Origin of the sequence: Streptomyces sp. NPDC058257 (assembly GCF_042881845.1) — a bacterium.
In the GTDB taxonomy this organism is placed as follows: domain Bacteria; phylum Actinomycetota; class Actinomycetes; order Streptomycetales; family Streptomycetaceae; genus Streptomyces.
Window position 1 is genome coordinate 361093 of the sequence record NZ_JBHVXJ010000003.1, and the last position, 14466, is coordinate 375558.

General features: G+C 69.3%; 19 protein-coding genes and 2 pseudogenes. 12 read left to right on the forward strand and 9 right to left on the reverse strand.

Annotation, left to right across the window (positions count from 1 at the left end; all coding sequences use genetic code 11):
• Positions 1-84: 84 nt before the first annotated feature.
• The 4 genes from ACFVXC_RS10580 to ACFVXC_RS10595 all read left to right on the forward strand — a co-directional run bounded on the left by ACFVXC_RS10580 (position 85) and on the right by ACFVXC_RS10595 (position 2576).
• Positions 85-324, forward strand: coding sequence for a chaplin (locus ACFVXC_RS10580; RefSeq protein ID WP_389903704.1), 240 nt, complete (start codon positions 85-87; stop codon positions 322-324).
• Between the two features lie 177 nt (positions 325-501).
• Positions 502-1203 (forward strand): hypothetical protein, encoded by a 702-nt coding sequence (locus tag ACFVXC_RS10585; RefSeq protein WP_389903706.1) that lies wholly within the window; start codon positions 502-504, stop codon positions 1201-1203.
• Between the two features lie 267 nt (positions 1204-1470).
• Positions 1471-1752 carry a hypothetical protein gene (locus ACFVXC_RS10590; RefSeq protein WP_389903708.1) on the forward strand — a complete coding sequence of 94 codons (282 nt, stop codon included), beginning with the start codon at positions 1471-1473 and terminating at the stop codon, positions 1750-1752.
• A 320-nt stretch (positions 1753-2072) separates the two neighbouring features.
• Positions 2073-2576, forward strand: coding sequence for a DUF5949 family protein (locus tag ACFVXC_RS10595; RefSeq protein WP_389903710.1), 504 nt, complete (start codon positions 2073-2075; stop codon positions 2574-2576).
• 88 nt (positions 2577-2664) lie between these two features.
• On the opposite strand, the gene ACFVXC_RS10600 is transcribed toward ACFVXC_RS10595, so the two are convergent.
• A complete protein-coding gene (locus ACFVXC_RS10600; protein WP_389903712.1) occupies positions 2665-2877 on the reverse strand; it encodes a hypothetical protein in 213 nt (70 codons plus the stop codon).
• Between the two features lie 134 nt (positions 2878-3011).
• Between ACFVXC_RS10600 and ACFVXC_RS10605 the strand changes: the two genes are divergently transcribed.
• From ACFVXC_RS10605 to ACFVXC_RS10615, 3 genes are read left to right on the forward strand one after another with little or no spacing between them, the layout of a single operon-like run.
• Positions 3012-3662: a vitamin K epoxide reductase family protein gene (locus tag ACFVXC_RS10605; protein ID WP_389903713.1), complete on the forward strand. Its 651-nt coding sequence runs from the start codon at positions 3012-3014 to the stop codon at positions 3660-3662.
• 35 nt (positions 3663-3697) lie between these two features.
• Positions 3698-4120, forward strand: coding sequence for a tyrosinase cofactor (locus ACFVXC_RS10610; protein ID WP_389903715.1), 423 nt, complete (start codon positions 3698-3700; stop codon positions 4118-4120).
• A gap of 42 nt (positions 4121-4162) precedes the next feature.
• Positions 4163-5035 (forward strand): tyrosinase family protein, encoded by an 873-nt coding sequence (locus tag ACFVXC_RS10615; protein WP_389903716.1) that lies wholly within the window; start codon positions 4163-4165, stop codon positions 5033-5035.
• A gap of 49 nt (positions 5036-5084) precedes the next feature.
• Here the strand turns inward: ACFVXC_RS10615 and ACFVXC_RS10620 are convergent, their stop codons facing one another.
• Positions 5085-5369, reverse strand: coding sequence for a chaplin (locus ACFVXC_RS10620; RefSeq protein WP_389903718.1), 285 nt, complete (start codon positions 5367-5369; stop codon positions 5085-5087).
• A gap of 159 nt (positions 5370-5528) precedes the next feature.
• Here ACFVXC_RS10620 and ACFVXC_RS10625 point away from each other — a divergent pair, with 159 nt between their 5' ends.
• Positions 5529-5801, forward strand: coding sequence for a hypothetical protein (locus tag ACFVXC_RS10625; RefSeq protein ID WP_389903720.1), 273 nt, complete (start codon positions 5529-5531; stop codon positions 5799-5801).
• Between the two features lie 65 nt (positions 5802-5866).
• On the opposite strand, the gene ACFVXC_RS10630 is transcribed toward ACFVXC_RS10625, so the two are convergent.
• Positions 5867-6523, reverse strand: coding sequence for a response regulator (locus ACFVXC_RS10630; protein ID WP_389903721.1), 657 nt, complete (start codon positions 6521-6523; stop codon positions 5867-5869).
• The gene (locus ACFVXC_RS10635) at positions 6520-7776 is read right to left on the reverse strand and encodes a sensor histidine kinase (protein WP_389903722.1); all 1257 of its coding nucleotides are present in this window, start codon (positions 7774-7776) and stop codon (positions 6520-6522) included. The genes ACFVXC_RS10630 and ACFVXC_RS10635 overlap by 4 nt, the downstream gene beginning before the upstream one ends.
• A 151-nt stretch (positions 7777-7927) precedes the next feature.
• Between ACFVXC_RS10635 and ACFVXC_RS10640 the strand changes: the two genes are divergently transcribed.
• The 3 genes from ACFVXC_RS10640 to ACFVXC_RS10650 all read left to right on the forward strand — a co-directional run bounded on the left by ACFVXC_RS10640 (position 7928) and on the right by ACFVXC_RS10650 (position 10271).
• On the forward strand, positions 7928-8092 hold the full coding sequence (locus ACFVXC_RS10640; RefSeq protein ID WP_389903724.1) for a hypothetical protein: 165 nt from the start codon (positions 7928-7930) through the stop codon (positions 8090-8092).
• A 140-nt stretch (positions 8093-8232) separates the two neighbouring features.
• Complete coding sequence (locus ACFVXC_RS10645) at positions 8233-9231, forward strand: ABC transporter ATP-binding protein (protein WP_389903726.1); 999 nt, start codon at positions 8233-8235, stop codon at positions 9229-9231.
• A complete protein-coding gene (locus ACFVXC_RS10650; RefSeq protein WP_389903728.1) occupies positions 9228-10271 on the forward strand; it encodes an ABC transporter permease subunit in 1044 nt (347 codons plus the stop codon). Before ACFVXC_RS10645 ends, ACFVXC_RS10650 begins: the two co-directional genes overlap by 4 nt.
• Before the next feature lie 206 nt (positions 10272-10477).
• Here ACFVXC_RS10650 and ACFVXC_RS10655 read toward each other — a convergent pair.
• From ACFVXC_RS10655 to ychF, 5 genes and pseudogenes are all read right to left on the reverse strand, one after another.
• Positions 10478-10672 (reverse strand): annotated as a pseudogene (locus ACFVXC_RS10655) (PIN domain-containing protein); the annotation flags it as partial.
• Between the two features lie 52 nt (positions 10673-10724).
• Positions 10725-11117, reverse strand: a pseudogene (locus ACFVXC_RS10660) (AAA domain-containing protein); the annotation flags it as partial.
• 458 nt (positions 11118-11575) lie between these two features.
• Positions 11576-11989, reverse strand: a complete 414-nt coding sequence (locus tag ACFVXC_RS10665) for a PIN domain-containing protein (RefSeq protein WP_389903730.1) — start codon at positions 11987-11989, stop codon at positions 11576-11578.
• Positions 11971-12255: a hypothetical protein gene (locus ACFVXC_RS10670; protein ID WP_389903732.1), complete on the reverse strand. Its 285-nt coding sequence runs from the start codon at positions 12253-12255 to the stop codon at positions 11971-11973. Before ACFVXC_RS10670 ends, ACFVXC_RS10665 begins: the two co-directional genes overlap by 19 nt.
• A 227-nt stretch (positions 12256-12482) precedes the next feature.
• The gene (gene ychF / locus ACFVXC_RS10675; RefSeq protein WP_389903733.1) at positions 12483-13571 is read right to left on the reverse strand and encodes a redox-regulated ATPase YchF; all 1089 of its coding nucleotides are present in this window, start codon (positions 13569-13571) and stop codon (positions 12483-12485) included.
• Positions 13572-13768: 197 nt separating this feature from the next.
• Here ychF and ACFVXC_RS10680 point away from each other — a divergent pair, with 197 nt between their 5' ends.
• Positions 13769-14404, forward strand: coding sequence for a DUF6542 domain-containing protein (locus tag ACFVXC_RS10680; RefSeq protein ID WP_389903736.1), 636 nt, complete (start codon positions 13769-13771; stop codon positions 14402-14404).
• Positions 14405-14466: the final 62 nt, after the last annotated feature.

The following is a 14466-nucleotide window of genomic DNA, read 5'->3' on the forward strand; positions in this document are numbered from 1 at the left end:
CAACCCCGGCGGGCGAAGTCCGTTGATCCATGGGCCGGGCACACCGCCCTGCTGATGCATCAACAGACCAAGGAGCAACTCTCCATGTCGCGTACCGCGAAGGCCCTCGCCCTCTCCACCGTTGCCGTGGCCGCCATGGCCGGCAGCGCCGGCATCGCCGCCGCCGACGCCGGCGCCCAGGGGGCCGCCACCAACTCCCCCGGTGTCATCTCGGGCAACGCCGTCCAGGTCCCGATCCACATCCCGGTCAACGCCTGCGGCAACACCGTCGACGTCATCGGTCTGCTGAACCCGGCGTTCGGCAACACCTGCGTCAACAGCTGACACCTCGGCAGCACGCACTGAGCGACGGCCGTTCTCCCCCGAGGAGGACGGCCTTCGTGCGTTCCCGAGCGTCCCCGAACGGCCGCCATGCCCCAAATGGCAGTCGCTCGGTTGCGGCCGGTGTCCACCGCTTTCACGGTGAACACAAGATCCGACGCATCACCGAAGGGAACACCCATGCGCGCTCTGCCCGTACGGCGTATCGCGACAACCGTCCTCTGCACCTCGCTCCTCCTCGGGACGGCCGGCCCCGTCATGGCGGCCGGGAGCGACTCCCCCCACGGCAGCTCCCAGGAGGCCGCCCGCGCGCCGGTCCCCAACGCGGACGCGCTGCTCGCCCAGGTCAAGACCCTGGGCGACGCCGGTGGTGTGCTCACCCCCGTCACCGACCTGCTCACCACCGTGCTGAAGGCCGACAAGGGCCAACTGCCCGCCGCTGACGCCACGAAGCTCGCCGCTCCGGTGAAGAACGCCATCACGAAGGCCGCGGCCGTGGCCCCCAAGGCGCCCGCTCTCCCCCAGACCCCGGCGGCTCCCGGGCTCCCGGACACCGCCGCGCTCCCCCAGACCCCGGCGCTCCCGCAAGCCCCGGCGCTCCCCAAGGCACTGCCGGACGGCACCAGGGTGGCGGCCGACCCGAAGGCCGACGCCTTGAAGGCACTGCAGGCCTCGGTCGACGCCCTGGTCAAGGCGGCCACCGGCGGCGACGTCGCCAAGGTGGCGAGCGCGGTTCCGCCCGTGCTCACCGGCCTCGTCAACCTCGTCGCCGCCACACTGGTCGGCGGCGGCCTTCCCAAACCCGACCTGGCGGGGCTGCCCGCTCTGCCCAAGTCGCCGACCGGCTCGGCGGCACTGCCGCAGGCACCGGCGCTTTCCTGACCTTCGGGCAAATGCCCGTCGCGTCGGCCTACTTGGCCGATGCGACGGGCATTTCACGTCCGCATTGCCGACCGCGCCGCCATCAGCCGCGCCGCCCCCTTTGCACCGCCGGCGCGCCCATCTCATACGAGAATGAGACAGCGCCTTCGTTCGGGTGGGTTCCGGGAATTTCCGCCGCACAGAGTTTCCGGCGTACACAGCTCTCGTTACCCAAGGAGAAGTGAAAATCCCCTCTGGCGACCGCCCGTCGCCCAAGAAAGGAACACGATGAAGCCCCTGAAGGCTGCCGCCGTCGTTGCCGGATCCATGGTCATCGCTGGTGTCGCCGCACCCGCCTTCGCCGCCGACCTCACGCCCACCAGCCTGAACGGTGCAGTGGACACGATCGCCGGCCAGACGCAGAACCTGGACGCGGCCCCGCTGGCCACGAACGCCCTCGACACCAAGAACAAGGACTCCGTCATCAACACCGTGTCGGGTGCCGCGAAGGACCTGCACGCGGGTGGCGGCGCCGGCAAGCTGCTCGGCGGGCTTCCCCTCCCGAAGTAGGGCCCTCCCCGGCCACCGCCGAGGGCGCGGCTGTCCGCTCGCCCGACGTCCCCGGCAGCCTGGACGCGACACCTTGAACCCGCAGGGCCGGTCCCGCAGACGCATACCGCGGAACCGGCCCTCAGGTGTCCTCGGACATCGGCTCTCTTTGGCCTTTCCGCTCTCTCCGCTCTCTCCGCTCTCTGCCAGGGCCTCAGTTCGACTGCGGGGCCCCGGAGTTCGACCGGAGCGTGCCCCGATCGTGTGATCGCTCGCCCGCACTCACCCAGTCAAGTGACGACCGGCCCCGAGAGACCCACAAGCATCGATACGGTTCCGGGATGACCTCGACATCGAGCGAAACGCGCACTTTCCGAGCCGCCGATCTGGGCACCCTCACCGTGGTCTCCTGGAGTGGTGAACACCCCGAGGACGAGAAGGACATGCCCTTCCTGCTCGCCTACTCGCTGGGCGACGGCGAAGGCGGACCCGAGGGCGCGACCGCGGCCATCGAGGCCCTGTTGCGGAACAACGGGCTCCCCATCGGCGGCCCCGTCGTGGAGAGCTCCCGCAACCCGAGCCTTCCCGTCACCCTCCTCGTCGAGGCCGGCCAGGCGGCACTGAACATGCCCTACCTCAGCGCCCAGTGCGTCGTACCGCCGGAGTGGCTCGTCGCGGTGGGCGAGCGGGGACACGCCTACTTCATGTTCACCACGCGCCCCTGGCCCGAGGCCAAGCCCGGAGTTCCGCTCGCCGAGGACGCCCTCGCGGCGTTCGCGGGAGCCGAGGAGACCATGACCAACGCCGCGCACTGCCTGCTCACCGCGAAGAGCCTGCGCGGCTAGGAGCCGCCGACGGGGCCCGCACGCGACTGGGGTCCGCCGGTCGGGACAGCCCGGCGGACCCCAGCGCGTGACGCTTCAGCGCACCGCCTCAGAGCAGACCCAGGTCCGCGTCCAGCAGGTGGTGGTCGTGGTGGTGGTGGGGGTGCCAGTCGTCGTCCCAGCAACCGCCGTGCTCGCACGGGTGGGAGGCCGCGGCCTTCGGCGCCGGAACTCCGGCCGCCTGAGCGGACGTTGTGAACGGAACCGCCACGACCAGGGTGAGTATGGCCGTCGCTGCGGCACGACGAAGCGTGATCTTCATGGGGGATCTCCTCGATCCGTTGGGGACGCGATCGACGCTAATCAGACCCACAGACCCTGTCCTGCCGAGAGATGCGCGACTACTGCAAAAGGGTGTCGAGCCCGCCGCCCGTGAACCGAGTGAGGACCGCAACGATGGACACCAGCACGCCCCTGCCCCAGGCCCGCAAGCCCGAAGCGCCCTTAGGGCGCGTGGACCCGCTGTCCGGCGGTACGGGCGGGAGCCGTGCGTTCGCGCTGCTTCTGGTGATCACGGGTGCGGCGGGGCTGCTCGCGGCGTGGGTGATCACGCTGGACAAGTTCAAGCTCCTTGAGGACCCGGACTTCACGCCGGGGTGCAGCCTCAATCCGGTGGTCTCCTGCGGCAACATCATGAAGAGCGAGCAGGCGTCGGCCTTCGGGTTCCCGAACCCGATGCTGGGCATCGCGGCGTACGCGGTCGTGATCTGTGTCGGCATGAGCCTGCTGGGCCGTGCGCGCTTCCCGCGCTGGTACTGGCTGACGCTGAACGCGGGCATGCTCTTCGGGGTCGGGTTCTGCACCTGGCTGATGTACCAGTCGCTGTACGAGATCAACTCGCTGTGCCTGTGGTGCTGCCTGGCCTGGGCCGCCACGATCACCATGTTCTGGTACGTGACCTCCTTCAACATCCGCAACGGCCTGCTGCCCGCGCCCTCCTGGCTGCGCACCTTCTTCAGCGAGTTCACCTGGGTGCTTCCGGTGCTGCACGTCGGCATCATCGGGATGCTGATCCTCACGCGCTGGTGGGACTTCTGGACCAGCTGAACCTCTGGACCAACCGAAAGGGAGGGACACCACCAGTGCTCAACGGAGCAGCGCGCGACGGTACGTGGACGGAGCGGCTCACGCGCCGGGCCACGACGCGTGGCCTCATCACTGTCGCCGTAGCCGCCGTGTCGGCGCCGGCCGCCCTCTTCTGGTCGACCCGGCACACGGCTCATGACCTGCCGTCCGACGACCTCGGTGAAGGCGCGTCCGATTTCGACGAGATGTACGAGGGCCGGCACATCCGCGGGTCGAGAGCCACCGCGGGCGGTCAACACGCGGGCTCTTCCTGGGACATCACGGTCGACGGCCGCCCGCTCCACCTCATGCGGCGCGCCGACGGCGGCTATCTGAGCATGATCGACCACTACGAGTCGTATCCGACGCCCCTCATCGCCACCCGCAGAGCGGTGGACGAACTCGGCCGCGGCCAGCGGCTGCGCGGCGGTCACTCCTGATCACCACTGCCCCGCACACCGGACCGGAGGAAGCGAACCGAAGTGGTCTACACGCGCAAGAACCAGGCCCGACTCACCAGTGCCGAGAAGCGGCGCTTCGTCAACGCGGTGCTTGAGCTCAAACGCACGGGCGAGTACGACGAGTTCGTCCGTACGCACGTCGAGTACTACGTTTCCGACGGGGACCCCGGGCTGCGGGTCGCCCATATGACGCCCTCGTTCCTGCCCTGGCACCGCCGGTTCCTCCTGGAGTTCGAGCGCGCGCTGCAACGGGTGGATTCCGCGGTGTCCGTGCCGTACTGGGACTGGACGGTGGACAGGACAGCGGACGCCTCGCTCTGGGGCAGCGGGCTCATGGGCGGCAACGGGCGGCGCTCCGACCGGCAGGTCATGACCGGTCCGTTCGCCCGCACGAACGGCCACTGGGTCGTCAAGGAGGGGGAGACGGGCGGCGACTTCCTCATGCGTGACTTCGGCAGGCCGCAGAACCCGACCGAACTGCCCACCCCGGGTCAACTGGACTGGGCCATGCGCGACCCGGTGTACGACACACCGCCCTGGGACTCCACCTCGCCGCAGGGCTACCGCAACAAGCTGGAGGGGTGGACGTCCAACACCGGCAACGACAAGTGGCGCAACCACAACCGCGTCCACCGCTGGGTCGGCGGGCACATGCTCGGCGGCGCGTCGGTCAACGACCCCGTCTTCTGGCTGAACCACTCCTTCGTCGACCTGCTGTGGGACCGCTGGCAGGCGCGGCACCCGCACTCCGCGCCCTATCTGCCCGATGAGCCGCCGGACGCGGACAACGGCCCGCTGCACGGACGCGTCGCCGCCCGCCACGAGCCGATGCCACCGTGGGAGGCGACGCCGGACGAGCTGCTCGGCCATCGCGGCATCTACCGTTACGCATGACAAAGCCCCCGACGGTCCATGACCGTCGGGGGCTTTGTCATCGGGGGGATCAGCCGCCGTAGCCACCGTGGTGGCCGGGGTTGTGGTGGCCGCCGTCGACGTTGGCGCACGTGTTGCCGAACGCCGGGTTCAGCAGACCGATGACGTCCACAGTGTTGCCGCACAGGTTGACCGGGACGTGGACCGGAACCTCGACGAGGTTGCCCGAGAGGACGCCGGGCGAGCCGACGGCCGCAGCTTCGGCGCCCGCGTCCGCCATGGCCATACCGGTGCCACTGAGCACCACGGCGCCAGTGCCGAGGGCAACAGCGGCTGCCTTCGCGATGCGAGACATCACGTTCTCCTTTGAATTGACGAGTACCGCCGCATGTACGCGGCCGTACTGTCCCTTCAACGGCGCCACCGGCAGCAGGTAACGGCACTGATCGGTACATCATTGGTGAAATCGCCTGGACGCCCGTGTCCAGGGCTGCCCCGAGCCGTTGCGCATCACATGATCTCAACACGACGCATCGCCGCCGCCTTCGCTCTCGCCGCCGGTGCCACCGCCCTGGCCGCCCCCGCCGCGAGCGCCGCGCCCATCTCCCCCACCGGCATGATCGACTCGATCGCCATGTCCGGTATCCCGGCGGAGCAGCAGGAAGAGCTCCCGACGGTGACCAGCCAGCTCAACGGGCTGAACGATCTCTACCAGCTGAACGAGCTGCACCAGCTGACCGACCTGGCCGCACCGGTCACGGGGCTGCTGCCGGCGATCGAGCAGTAGTCACGCGCCAAGGGGCGAGGCCGGGCCCTCCGCGGTTCGGCCCCGCCACTCCACCTGGACGGCGCTCACCCTCGCGCGTCCACCAGCCCTGATTCCCAGGCCCAGGCAGCGATCTCCACGCGGTTGCGGGCGGACAGTTTCGTCTGCACGTTGCCCAGGTGCGTCTTCACCGTGCCCACGGAGATGACCAGCTCACCCGCGATCTCGGCGTTGGTCAGGCCTCTGGCCACAAGGCGCACCAGGTCCTTCTCCCGTTCCGAGAGCGCGGTGTGCGGCTCCCGAGAAGCGGGGACGGCGCTGTTGAGGCGCCGCAGCAGCCGGACGGTGATGGCCGGACTCACCAGCGCCTCTCCGGAGGCGGCCGCCCTGATCGCCTCGACGAGCAGGGCAGGGCCGGAGTCCTTGATCAGGAAGCCGGACGCGCCCTCGCTCAGGGCGCGTTGGACGTACTCGTCGTCGTCGAACGTCGTGACCACGACGACCTTCGGCGGGTTCACGGTGCCGGGCCGCGTCAGTCGCCGCAGTGCCTCAAGGCCGTCCATGCGGGGCATGCGGATGTCCATCAGGACCACGTCGGGCCGGTGGCGCTCTGCGAGTTCCACCGCGTGTACCCCGTCCGTGGCCTCCGCGACGACCTCGATGTCGTCCTCCGCGCCGAGGATCATCGTGAACCCGGCGCGGACCATGGCCTGATCGTCAGCGATCAGGACGCGGATCGTCATGACGCCGTCGCCTTCGTCGTGGACGCCTTCGCCGTGGGCACGTCTGCCGGGGACGCGGACGGGGGCACGGGGAGCGTCGCCTCTACGCCCCAGCCGCCGCCCGTCACCGGACCCGCCTGGACGCTTCCGCCGATCAGGCTCACCCGCTCGGCCAGGCCCGTGAGGCCGAAGCCGCCGGTGGAGACGTGGTGCGGCCGTCCGTCGTCGGTGACCCGTACGGTCAGCCGGGCTCCCGAGCGGTTCACGCTCACCCGCACTTCGGTGCATCCGTGGCCGTGCTTGCGTACGTTGGTGAGGGCCTCCATCACCACCCGGTGCGCGGTGGTGGTCACCTCGACCGGCAGGTCGTCGAGGGCCCCCGCGAGATCGAGCTCGGCCCGCGCACCGCCGACCGACGAGAACTCCTCGACGAGCGAGCGCACTTCATCGATGCCCGACAGCGGCGTCAGTGCCACTTCGCCGTCGGCGTCGCGCAGCATTCCCACCATGTGCCGCATGGAGGTCAGCGCCTCCGAGCCCGCCTGTTCGATCCGCTGCAGCGCGGGCGGCACCAGTTCGGGCTTGCGGCCCGCGATCGCGTGGGCTCCCTGCGCCTGTACGACGATGCCCGTCACATGGTGGGCGACGAAGTCGTGCAGGTCCCTGGCGAACTCCGTCCGCTGCTCAAGGCGGAGGGCCGCCGCCTGCCGACGCCGGTCCACCAGGAGGAAGCGCATTCCGAGGCCGATGCTCAACGCCGTGACCGCTGCCAGGGCGTAGAGCAGCGCCAGGATGGTGGTGGACTGCCGCGTCGCGACGGACACCGGCCGCAGCACGATCGCCATCATCAGCGCGGGGACGGCCAGCATCGCCCACGACGGCTTCCCCCGTCGGGCGACGAGCAGCAGGAGCCACGTCAGCGCCGCCGGTTCGGCGAATCCCAGCGCCTGCGAGCTCACCCTCATCTCCAGGTGCAGCCAGACCGACAGGCCCAGCGACACGACCGCGACCACGCAGGCGGCCACCGACAGTTCCCGGCTTCTGAGCCGGGGTGAAGCGAGGACGAGGCCGACTGCGAGGAGGGCGCCGATCAGCTTGGCAGGGCCGTGATCCGAGATCCAGTAGAAACCGGCCACCAAGTCGAACGGGACGAGCGCGACCAGGCCCCCGAGCAGCAGCCACACCATCGCGGGCAGGAGCCGCGAGAGGCCCTTCCCCTCTGTGGCTCTGGCCGTGGCTGTGGCCGTGATCGCTGCGTTCGCCGCCTTCAGCATCTCTCACCATCCCTACCGCGGACCGGCCGAAAGTCGGAGCCGACCGCGAATGATCTGTCTTTCGCCCGATCCGCCGCGAGCCGCGGCAGAGGAGAGTCGTTCTCACCGGGCGGCGCTCGCCCTTCATCCTTCATCGCACGAGGAGCATGTCATGATCACGGCCGACGTCACCCCGGCAGAAGCCCCAGAGGCGCTGGAACACGCGTCGGCAGAGATCCGCTCCCCGCTCAGCCCCACTGGGACCCACTCGGGATCCCGGCGCGCCGACCGAGGCACCCTCCCTCCCTTCGACGGCGTCAAACGCCGACTCGGCTGATCGGCCGCCGATCACCGCCGGCAGCCGAGCGCCCCGCCCAGCGTCGCACGCCGCCTGCCGCGCCTCCCCCACGCAGACACCCGGCCCGTCCCCCACACGCACACGGCCGTCCCTCCCACACGTACGCACAGGAGCCACACATGCACGACGCCCACGCAGAGACGCATCCCGGCAGCGGCCCGGGATTCGGACCGCCGCCCGTCTACGGTCCGGCGATCGAGGCCCACGGGCTCGGCAAGGAGTACCGGCGAGGCTGGGCATTGCGGGACGTTTCCTTCCAGCTGCCGATCGGGCGGGTATGCGGTCTTGTCGGCCCCAACGGCGCCGGCAAGAGCACTCTGATGGGCCTGGCCACCAACATGATCCGGCCGTCGGCCGGGGCCCTGCGCGTGTTCGGCGCGGAACCGGGGTCGACGGAGGCGGTCCTGCGCACCGCGTTCCTGACGCAGGAGAAGCCGCTGTTCCGGCGCTTCACCGTGGCCGAGACCCTGCGCCTGGGCCGCGAGCTCAACCCTCTCTGGGACCAGGAGGTGGCCGAGGGCATCGTCAACGCGGGCCAGGTGCCGATGAAGGCGAAGATCGGCACGCTGTCCGGCGGCCAGCGTACCCGCGTCGCCTTCGCCCTGGCCTTCGGCAAGCGCCCCGACCTGCTCATCCTCGACGAGCCGATGTCCGATCTCGACCCGCTCGTGCGCCGAGAGCTCATGGCCACGCTGAAGGCGGAGGCGGCCGAACACGGCACGACGGTCCTGGTGTCCTCGCACATGCTCGCCGAGCTGGAGTACATCTGCGACTACCTCCTCGTCATCGCGAACGGCGGGCTGCGTCTCGCGGGCGAGGTGAACGAACTGCGCTCGGCACACGCCCTGTTCGCCACCGCGGGCGACGGCGCACGCTCCGCCGTCGCACCGCACACGGTCATCGAGACCCTCGGCGCCGGCGACGGCAGGGCCGGCGTCCTGGCACGCCTCAGCGCACCGATCCAGTACGACGGGCAGGCCGAGCCGCCCACCTTGGAAGAGCTGCTGCTCGCCTATCTGCGTTCACCCGACGCGCCCGCGCTGATCTCCCCCAGCGCCCAGGTCGGCGACATCCACGACGTCATCACCCGCGACCGCCAGAAGGCTGTGACCGCATGAGCACCCTCACTCTCGACCCGGCCCGCAAGACGTCCGAAGAGGGCCCGCAGAACGGACGGGGCTCCTGGCCGGCCGCACCCCGGCTCAGCGGTACGGCCTGGCTCGTCTGGCGCCAGCACCGCGCCGCGTTCTGGACCATCATCGCCTTCACGCTCCTGGCCGTGACCGCCATGGTCATTCTGCGCGGACAGACGATGGACTACCTGCGCACCCTGGAACCGACCCAGAAGCGGCCCGGCGGCATGCCGCCCGAGTTCGACACGTACGGCAATCTCATCGCCGAAGTCGGCGGCTACCTGAGCTACTTCCCTGTCCTGGCGGGCGTCCTCCTCGGTGCCCCGTTCATCGCGGGCGACCTGGAGACCGGCACCGCCAAGCTGGTGACCTCGCAGTCCGTCAGCCGGCTGCGGTGGCTCACCATGAAGCTCGCCATGCCCGCCGCACTGGTCGCACTGTCCACCGGCGTGCTCGGGGCCGTCTTCAACTGGTGGTGGAGCCCGGTCAAGGGTTTTGTCACGCAGGTGGAGTGGACCAGCGGCGGGATCTTCGACGTCACCGGCCCCATGGCGGTGGCCTACTCCCTGCTCACGTTCGCCGTGGGCGTGGCGGTCGGCCTGCTCCTGCGCCGCACGCTGGTGTCGATGGTGGTCACGCTCGGCATCGTCGTGGCGATCGGGTTCGTCTGGGACGAGCTCCGTTCGCGCCTGGGACACATCGTGTCGGCCAGCACCGACAAGGGCGTCGGACCCGGCGCCAAGCAGCCGGAGCTGCCCGACATGGCCGTGCAGCAGGGACAGGGCACCTACTTCCTCACCAGCTCCGGAGACCGCCTGGACTGGACGACCTGCCTCGACAAGATGGACGACGGCAAGGCACACACCGCCTGCCTGGAGTCCAAGCACGTCGTCGGCTGGACCAAGGAGTACCTCCCCATCGAGCAGATGGCCACGATGCAGTGGCTCGGCGCCGGCATCATGCTCACCGCCACCGCCGCCATCGTCGCCTTCATCGTCGTCTGGGGCCGCAAGCGCCTCCTCTGACCCCCCACGGGAAAAGAGATGGGGCCCGCTCCGGAGGAGTGGGCCCCATCCGCCGTTGAAGCGGAACTCCACCACAACCGGTCTGACCTGCGGTTATGCGGAAGCATCCGAGCACCATCCCAGCACGGGAACCTCGACAAAGTACAAGACGATTCGACGCCGGGAACGCTACCCAGCACCTGCGGATGCCGGTGCGCGTTTCCGGCTCAGTCGGCGGTACGGGGGCCTACGACCCACTCGGCCTGCAGCCCGCTCGCCGAAGCAATCATGTCGAAGTCGCCGTCATAGTGCAGGGCCGTGGCTCGATGCCGCTCGGCCGTTGCCGCAATGAGGACGTCGGCCATCGACAGCGCCCGGTGAAAGCCGGCGTTCAAGGCCAGAGCCTGGATCTCGAGCGCCCGCTGGTGCGCGCACCATCAGCGTGAGGCAGACACTCGCGTCTTCCGCGATCTCCCTCAGGTGGGGCGGTCCCACGCGGACGAGCTCGCCATCGCCATGCCGTCGCTCTTTCACCACACCCCACAGGGCGTTGTCCACGGCGATATTGGTGGCCGAGACCAGCAGGACCCGCTTCCCCCGGGCGACGAGATCGCTGATGGCGCGTTTGAGGACTGTGGTCTTGCCAGTGCCCGGTGGCCCCCACACCAGCCACAGACCCTCCCCCATGCATGCCCGATAGGCGCGGTCCTGGGCCAGCAAGAGCGTGCCGGGCGGCAGTCCAATGGGAGCAAGCCGCCCCGTGCCCGCCTCACCTCGGGCCATGAGATGGGCCAGCGGAGCATCGGCGAGCGAGGCCATGCCTTCCCGCAGCGCCTTGACGAGGAATCCGGTGGGCTGCGGCTTCATCCACAGACAAGGATCCGCCGGGTCTGCGAACTCCGGAACACGCACTCGAAGCGCGGTTCCGTCCCTGTATACGTCGAGCACGGAGTGACCTGCGTCAATGTCGCTCTCATCAGGTCCGGCCAGTCGCAGACTGTCCCCCTGGAGCTGGTCCGTCCCGGATTCGGACCCGCGCACGTCGACTACGTACTCCCCGGGCTTCCGGCCTCGCACCGCTCGCCCCAGGGGGCGCCACCGTGGCTCCCGAGCAGGTACGCCCTCATGTGCCACCCAGGCGTCCAGCGCCGAGACGACTTCTTCCTGCCAGCCCACGTTCCCCCGATACAACCGTGCTGCCCGGATCTTGATCAGTGGTATCAGTCTGGACTTGCGTTCACCACTGGCAATCCCGCCAAGGTACGGCGTCCAAATCCCATTCCGGCGGGTCTCGGCCAGGAAGGCAGCACCGGGGTCAGAGGCAGTTAGATCCCCACTAGCCGAACGCGATCGCCGCAGAGTTTGGCCATGTCATCGATATCGGAAGTCAGCATGACCACGGGGCGATGCTGTCGTAGTGCCGCCTCGGCGACCGCCGCATCGATGGCGTACTTGTGCCCGTGCAGGCCGGCATCCATCAGCAGCTTCGAGGCCGCCCTCGCCTCCTCGTCACCCACCGGAACCACGCGCAGCCCCGAGAGCAGCCAGTTCAGTCGCGCCTTGTTCGTACGGGCATGCACGGCCTCGATGATGGTGAGCGCGCAGATCACGACCTCCATGCCGCGTGAGCGCGCCTCAGCGACCAGAGCCACCGCCTGCTCGTCGTCGGCGAGCAGCTTCGAGAGCCCCTCACTGTCGAGGACCAGCGTCCCCTCGTGACTCAGCTTGCGGCGGGCCACTCGCCCTCCTCGGCGAACACCTCGTCGAAGACCTGCCGTGCCCGCTGACGAGCCTGCTCGGAAACCGGCCCCTTGCGGCTCTCGTGGTCCGCCAGATACTCGTCGAGGACCTGCCCGCGCAGCTCACGCTCGACCGCCTCAGCGATGAACGCGGAGAACTCCCGCTTGCCCACCCGCGCCCGGATCGCCTCCGCGGTCCCTTCGGGCAGCGACAGGCTCACCCGCGTCGCCGGCCCTTCCCCGATGCTGTACGTCGTCTCACCCATACCCCGAGTGTGTCAAACGAGTAGGAAAAGTGCTACGCCCGGACCTGCGTGGAGCCTCAGAGTCGTGAAGAAGGTGTGCGCATGGAGCCTCTCCCGCTCGCTCCCACATCGGGCAGCGCAACACCCGAAACCCAGCACGGGAAAACGCAAAGGGCCCGACCCCGAAGAGCCGGACCCCATCTGACCTGCATGTTTGCCAGGTCAGCGACGTGGTGATGTGTCAGCGGCTACACGTTGAAGCGGAACTCCACCACATCCCCGTCCTGCATCACATACTCCTTGCCCTCCATGCGCGCCTTGCCCTTCGCGCGGGCCTCGGCGACCGAGCCTGTTTCGACAAGGTCCTCGAACGAGATGACCTCGGCCTTGATGAAGCCCTTCTGGAAGTCCGTGTGGATGACGCCCGCCGCCTCGGGGGCCGTCGCGCCCTGGGGGATCGTCCAGGCGCGGGACTCCTTGGGGCCTGCCGTCAGGTACGTCTGGAGGCCGAGGGTGCGGAAGCCTACGTGGGCCAGGGTGGCCAGGCCGGGCTCTTCCTGGCCTACCGACTGGAGGAGTTCGAGGGCCTCGTCCTCTTCCAGCTCCACGAGCTCCGACTCCAGCTTGGCGTTGAGGAAGATCGCCTCCGCGGGGGCGACCAGGGCGCTCTGCGCGGCCTTGAAGTCGTCGTCCGTCAGCTCGTCCTCGTCCACGTTGAAGACGTAGAGGAAGGGCTTCGTCGTGAGGAGGTGGAGGTCGTGGAGGAGTTCCTCCTTGCCGGAGCCCTGGATGATGCCCGCGGAGGAGAGGGTGTCGCCCTTCTCCAGGATCGCCTGGGCCTCCTCGATCGCCTTGACCTTGGGCGCCACGTCCTTCTTGATGCGCGATTCCTTCTGGAGGCGCGGGAGGACCTTCTCGATCGTCTGGAGGTCGGCGAGGATCAGCTCGGTGTTGATCGTCTCGATGTCGTCCTTGGGCGAGACCTTGCCGTCCACGTGCACGACGTTCTCGTCCTTGAAGGCGCGGATGACCTGGCAGATCGCGTCCGACTCGCGGATGTTCGCGAGGAACTTGTTGCCCAGGCCCTCGCCCTCGCTCGCGCCGCGCACGATGCCCGCGATGTCGACGAAGTCGACCGTGGCGGGCAAGGTCTTCTGCGAGGAGAAGATTTCCGCCAGTTTCGTGAGGCGTGGGTCCGGGACGCCCACCACGCCGACATTCGGCTCGATCGTGGCGAACGGATAGTTGGCCGCAAGCACGTCGTTCTTGGTCAGGGCGTTGAACAGGGTCGACTTGCCGACATTCGGCAGACCGACGATTCCGATCGTGAGCGACACGTTGCGACTTCCCGTACGTGAGTGCTGTGGGTGGACGGCCCGAAGGGCCGGAGCGACCGTAGGGCGATCCCCCAGTCTACGGCGTGCGGGCCCCGCGCTCGTCGGCGTACCGCTCTCCTGTCGAACGCTTGGCCAAGGTCGGCCAAAGCGCGTGTCTCATGCCGGATTATCGGTACGGCTCGACCTAGGTTGGTCCGGTGGAGCAACACAGGACGCGTCCCCCTCAGTCTCCGGCCCGGCCGCGACGCACCGCGCCCCTGCCCCCGCAGGGCAGGCCCGCCGATTCGGCGGCGGTCTATCGCGCCGCGTCCCGTCCCCGCCGCCCAGCCCCTCCCTTCATCCGCAAGCTGCGCGCGCTGCCGCTCTACCGCAAGCTGCGCGGTATGCCGAACCCGCGTCTCACGGGGCTCGGCAGCGGGCTCTTCTGCGCCGCGGTGATGTTCCTGCTCGCCTGTCTGCTGTGGCTGCTCTTCGGCAGTTCGGTCGTCGCGTACGGCGTGCTCTTCCTGCCCGTGAGCGCGCTGACCGCGTTCTGGGTGCGGCCCGCCGACCTGGTGACCGCGCCGGTGGCCGCGCCCATCGCCTTCGCCTTCGGGCTGCTGCCGATCTCGGGCGGCAATGGCGGCGGCTTCGGCGGGCACCTCATGGGGCTCATCACGTCGCTCGCGCTGCACGCGGGCTGGCTGTACGGCGGGACGCTCGTCGCCGGTCTCATCGTGACCGGGCGCAGGATCAAATTCATGGGGCAGCGGCGGCGGGCACGCGCCGCTGCCGCTGCCGTCGCCCCCGCCGCCGGGTCACGAGGGCCCAAGCGGCGGATGCCCACTACATAGGCCGGGCAGGGGGCAAGAGGGGAGGGACGGGGGGGGGAGGGACGGGGGCAGGGGCAGGCGCA

What these genes read in the sequence shown, in the direction of transcription:
- ACFVXC_RS10580 (WP_389903704.1), top strand. Translation starts at nt 85, where the DNA reads ATGTCGCGTACCGCGAAGGCCCTCGCCCTCTCCACCGTTGCCGTGGCC.
- ACFVXC_RS10585 (WP_389903706.1), top strand. Translation starts at nt 502, where the DNA reads ATGCGCGCTCTGCCCGTACGGCGTATCGCGACAACCGTCCTCTGCACC.
- ACFVXC_RS10590 (WP_389903708.1), top strand. Translation starts at nt 1,471, where the DNA reads ATGAAGCCCCTGAAGGCTGCCGCCGTCGTTGCCGGATCCATGGTCATC.
- ACFVXC_RS10595 (WP_389903710.1), top strand. Translation starts at nt 2,073, where the DNA reads ATGACCTCGACATCGAGCGAAACGCGCACTTTCCGAGCCGCCGATCTG.
- ACFVXC_RS10600 (WP_389903712.1), bottom strand. Translation starts at nt 2,877, where the DNA reads ATGAAGATCACGCTTCGTCGTGCCGCAGCGACGGCCATACTCACCCTG.
- ACFVXC_RS10605 (WP_389903713.1), top strand. Translation starts at nt 3,012, where the DNA reads ATGGACACCAGCACGCCCCTGCCCCAGGCCCGCAAGCCCGAAGCGCCC.
- ACFVXC_RS10620 (WP_389903718.1), bottom strand. Translation starts at nt 5,369, where the DNA reads ATGTCTCGCATCGCGAAGGCAGCCGCTGTTGCCCTCGGCACTGGCGCC.
- ACFVXC_RS10625 (WP_389903720.1), top strand. Translation starts at nt 5,529, where the DNA reads ATGATCTCAACACGACGCATCGCCGCCGCCTTCGCTCTCGCCGCCGGT.
- ACFVXC_RS10630 (WP_389903721.1), bottom strand. Translation starts at nt 6,523, where the DNA reads ATGACGATCCGCGTCCTGATCGCTGACGATCAGGCCATGGTCCGCGCC.
- ACFVXC_RS10635 (WP_389903722.1), bottom strand. Translation starts at nt 7,776, where the DNA reads ATGCTGAAGGCGGCGAACGCAGCGATCACGGCCACAGCCACGGCCAGA.
- ACFVXC_RS10640 (WP_389903724.1), top strand. Translation starts at nt 7,928, where the DNA reads ATGATCACGGCCGACGTCACCCCGGCAGAAGCCCCAGAGGCGCTGGAA.
- ACFVXC_RS10645 (WP_389903726.1), top strand. Translation starts at nt 8,233, where the DNA reads ATGCACGACGCCCACGCAGAGACGCATCCCGGCAGCGGCCCGGGATTC.
- ACFVXC_RS10650 (WP_389903728.1), top strand. Translation starts at nt 9,228, where the DNA reads ATGAGCACCCTCACTCTCGACCCGGCCCGCAAGACGTCCGAAGAGGGC.
- ACFVXC_RS10670 (WP_389903732.1), bottom strand. Translation starts at nt 12,255, where the DNA reads ATGGGTGAGACGACGTACAGCATCGGGGAAGGGCCGGCGACGCGGGTG.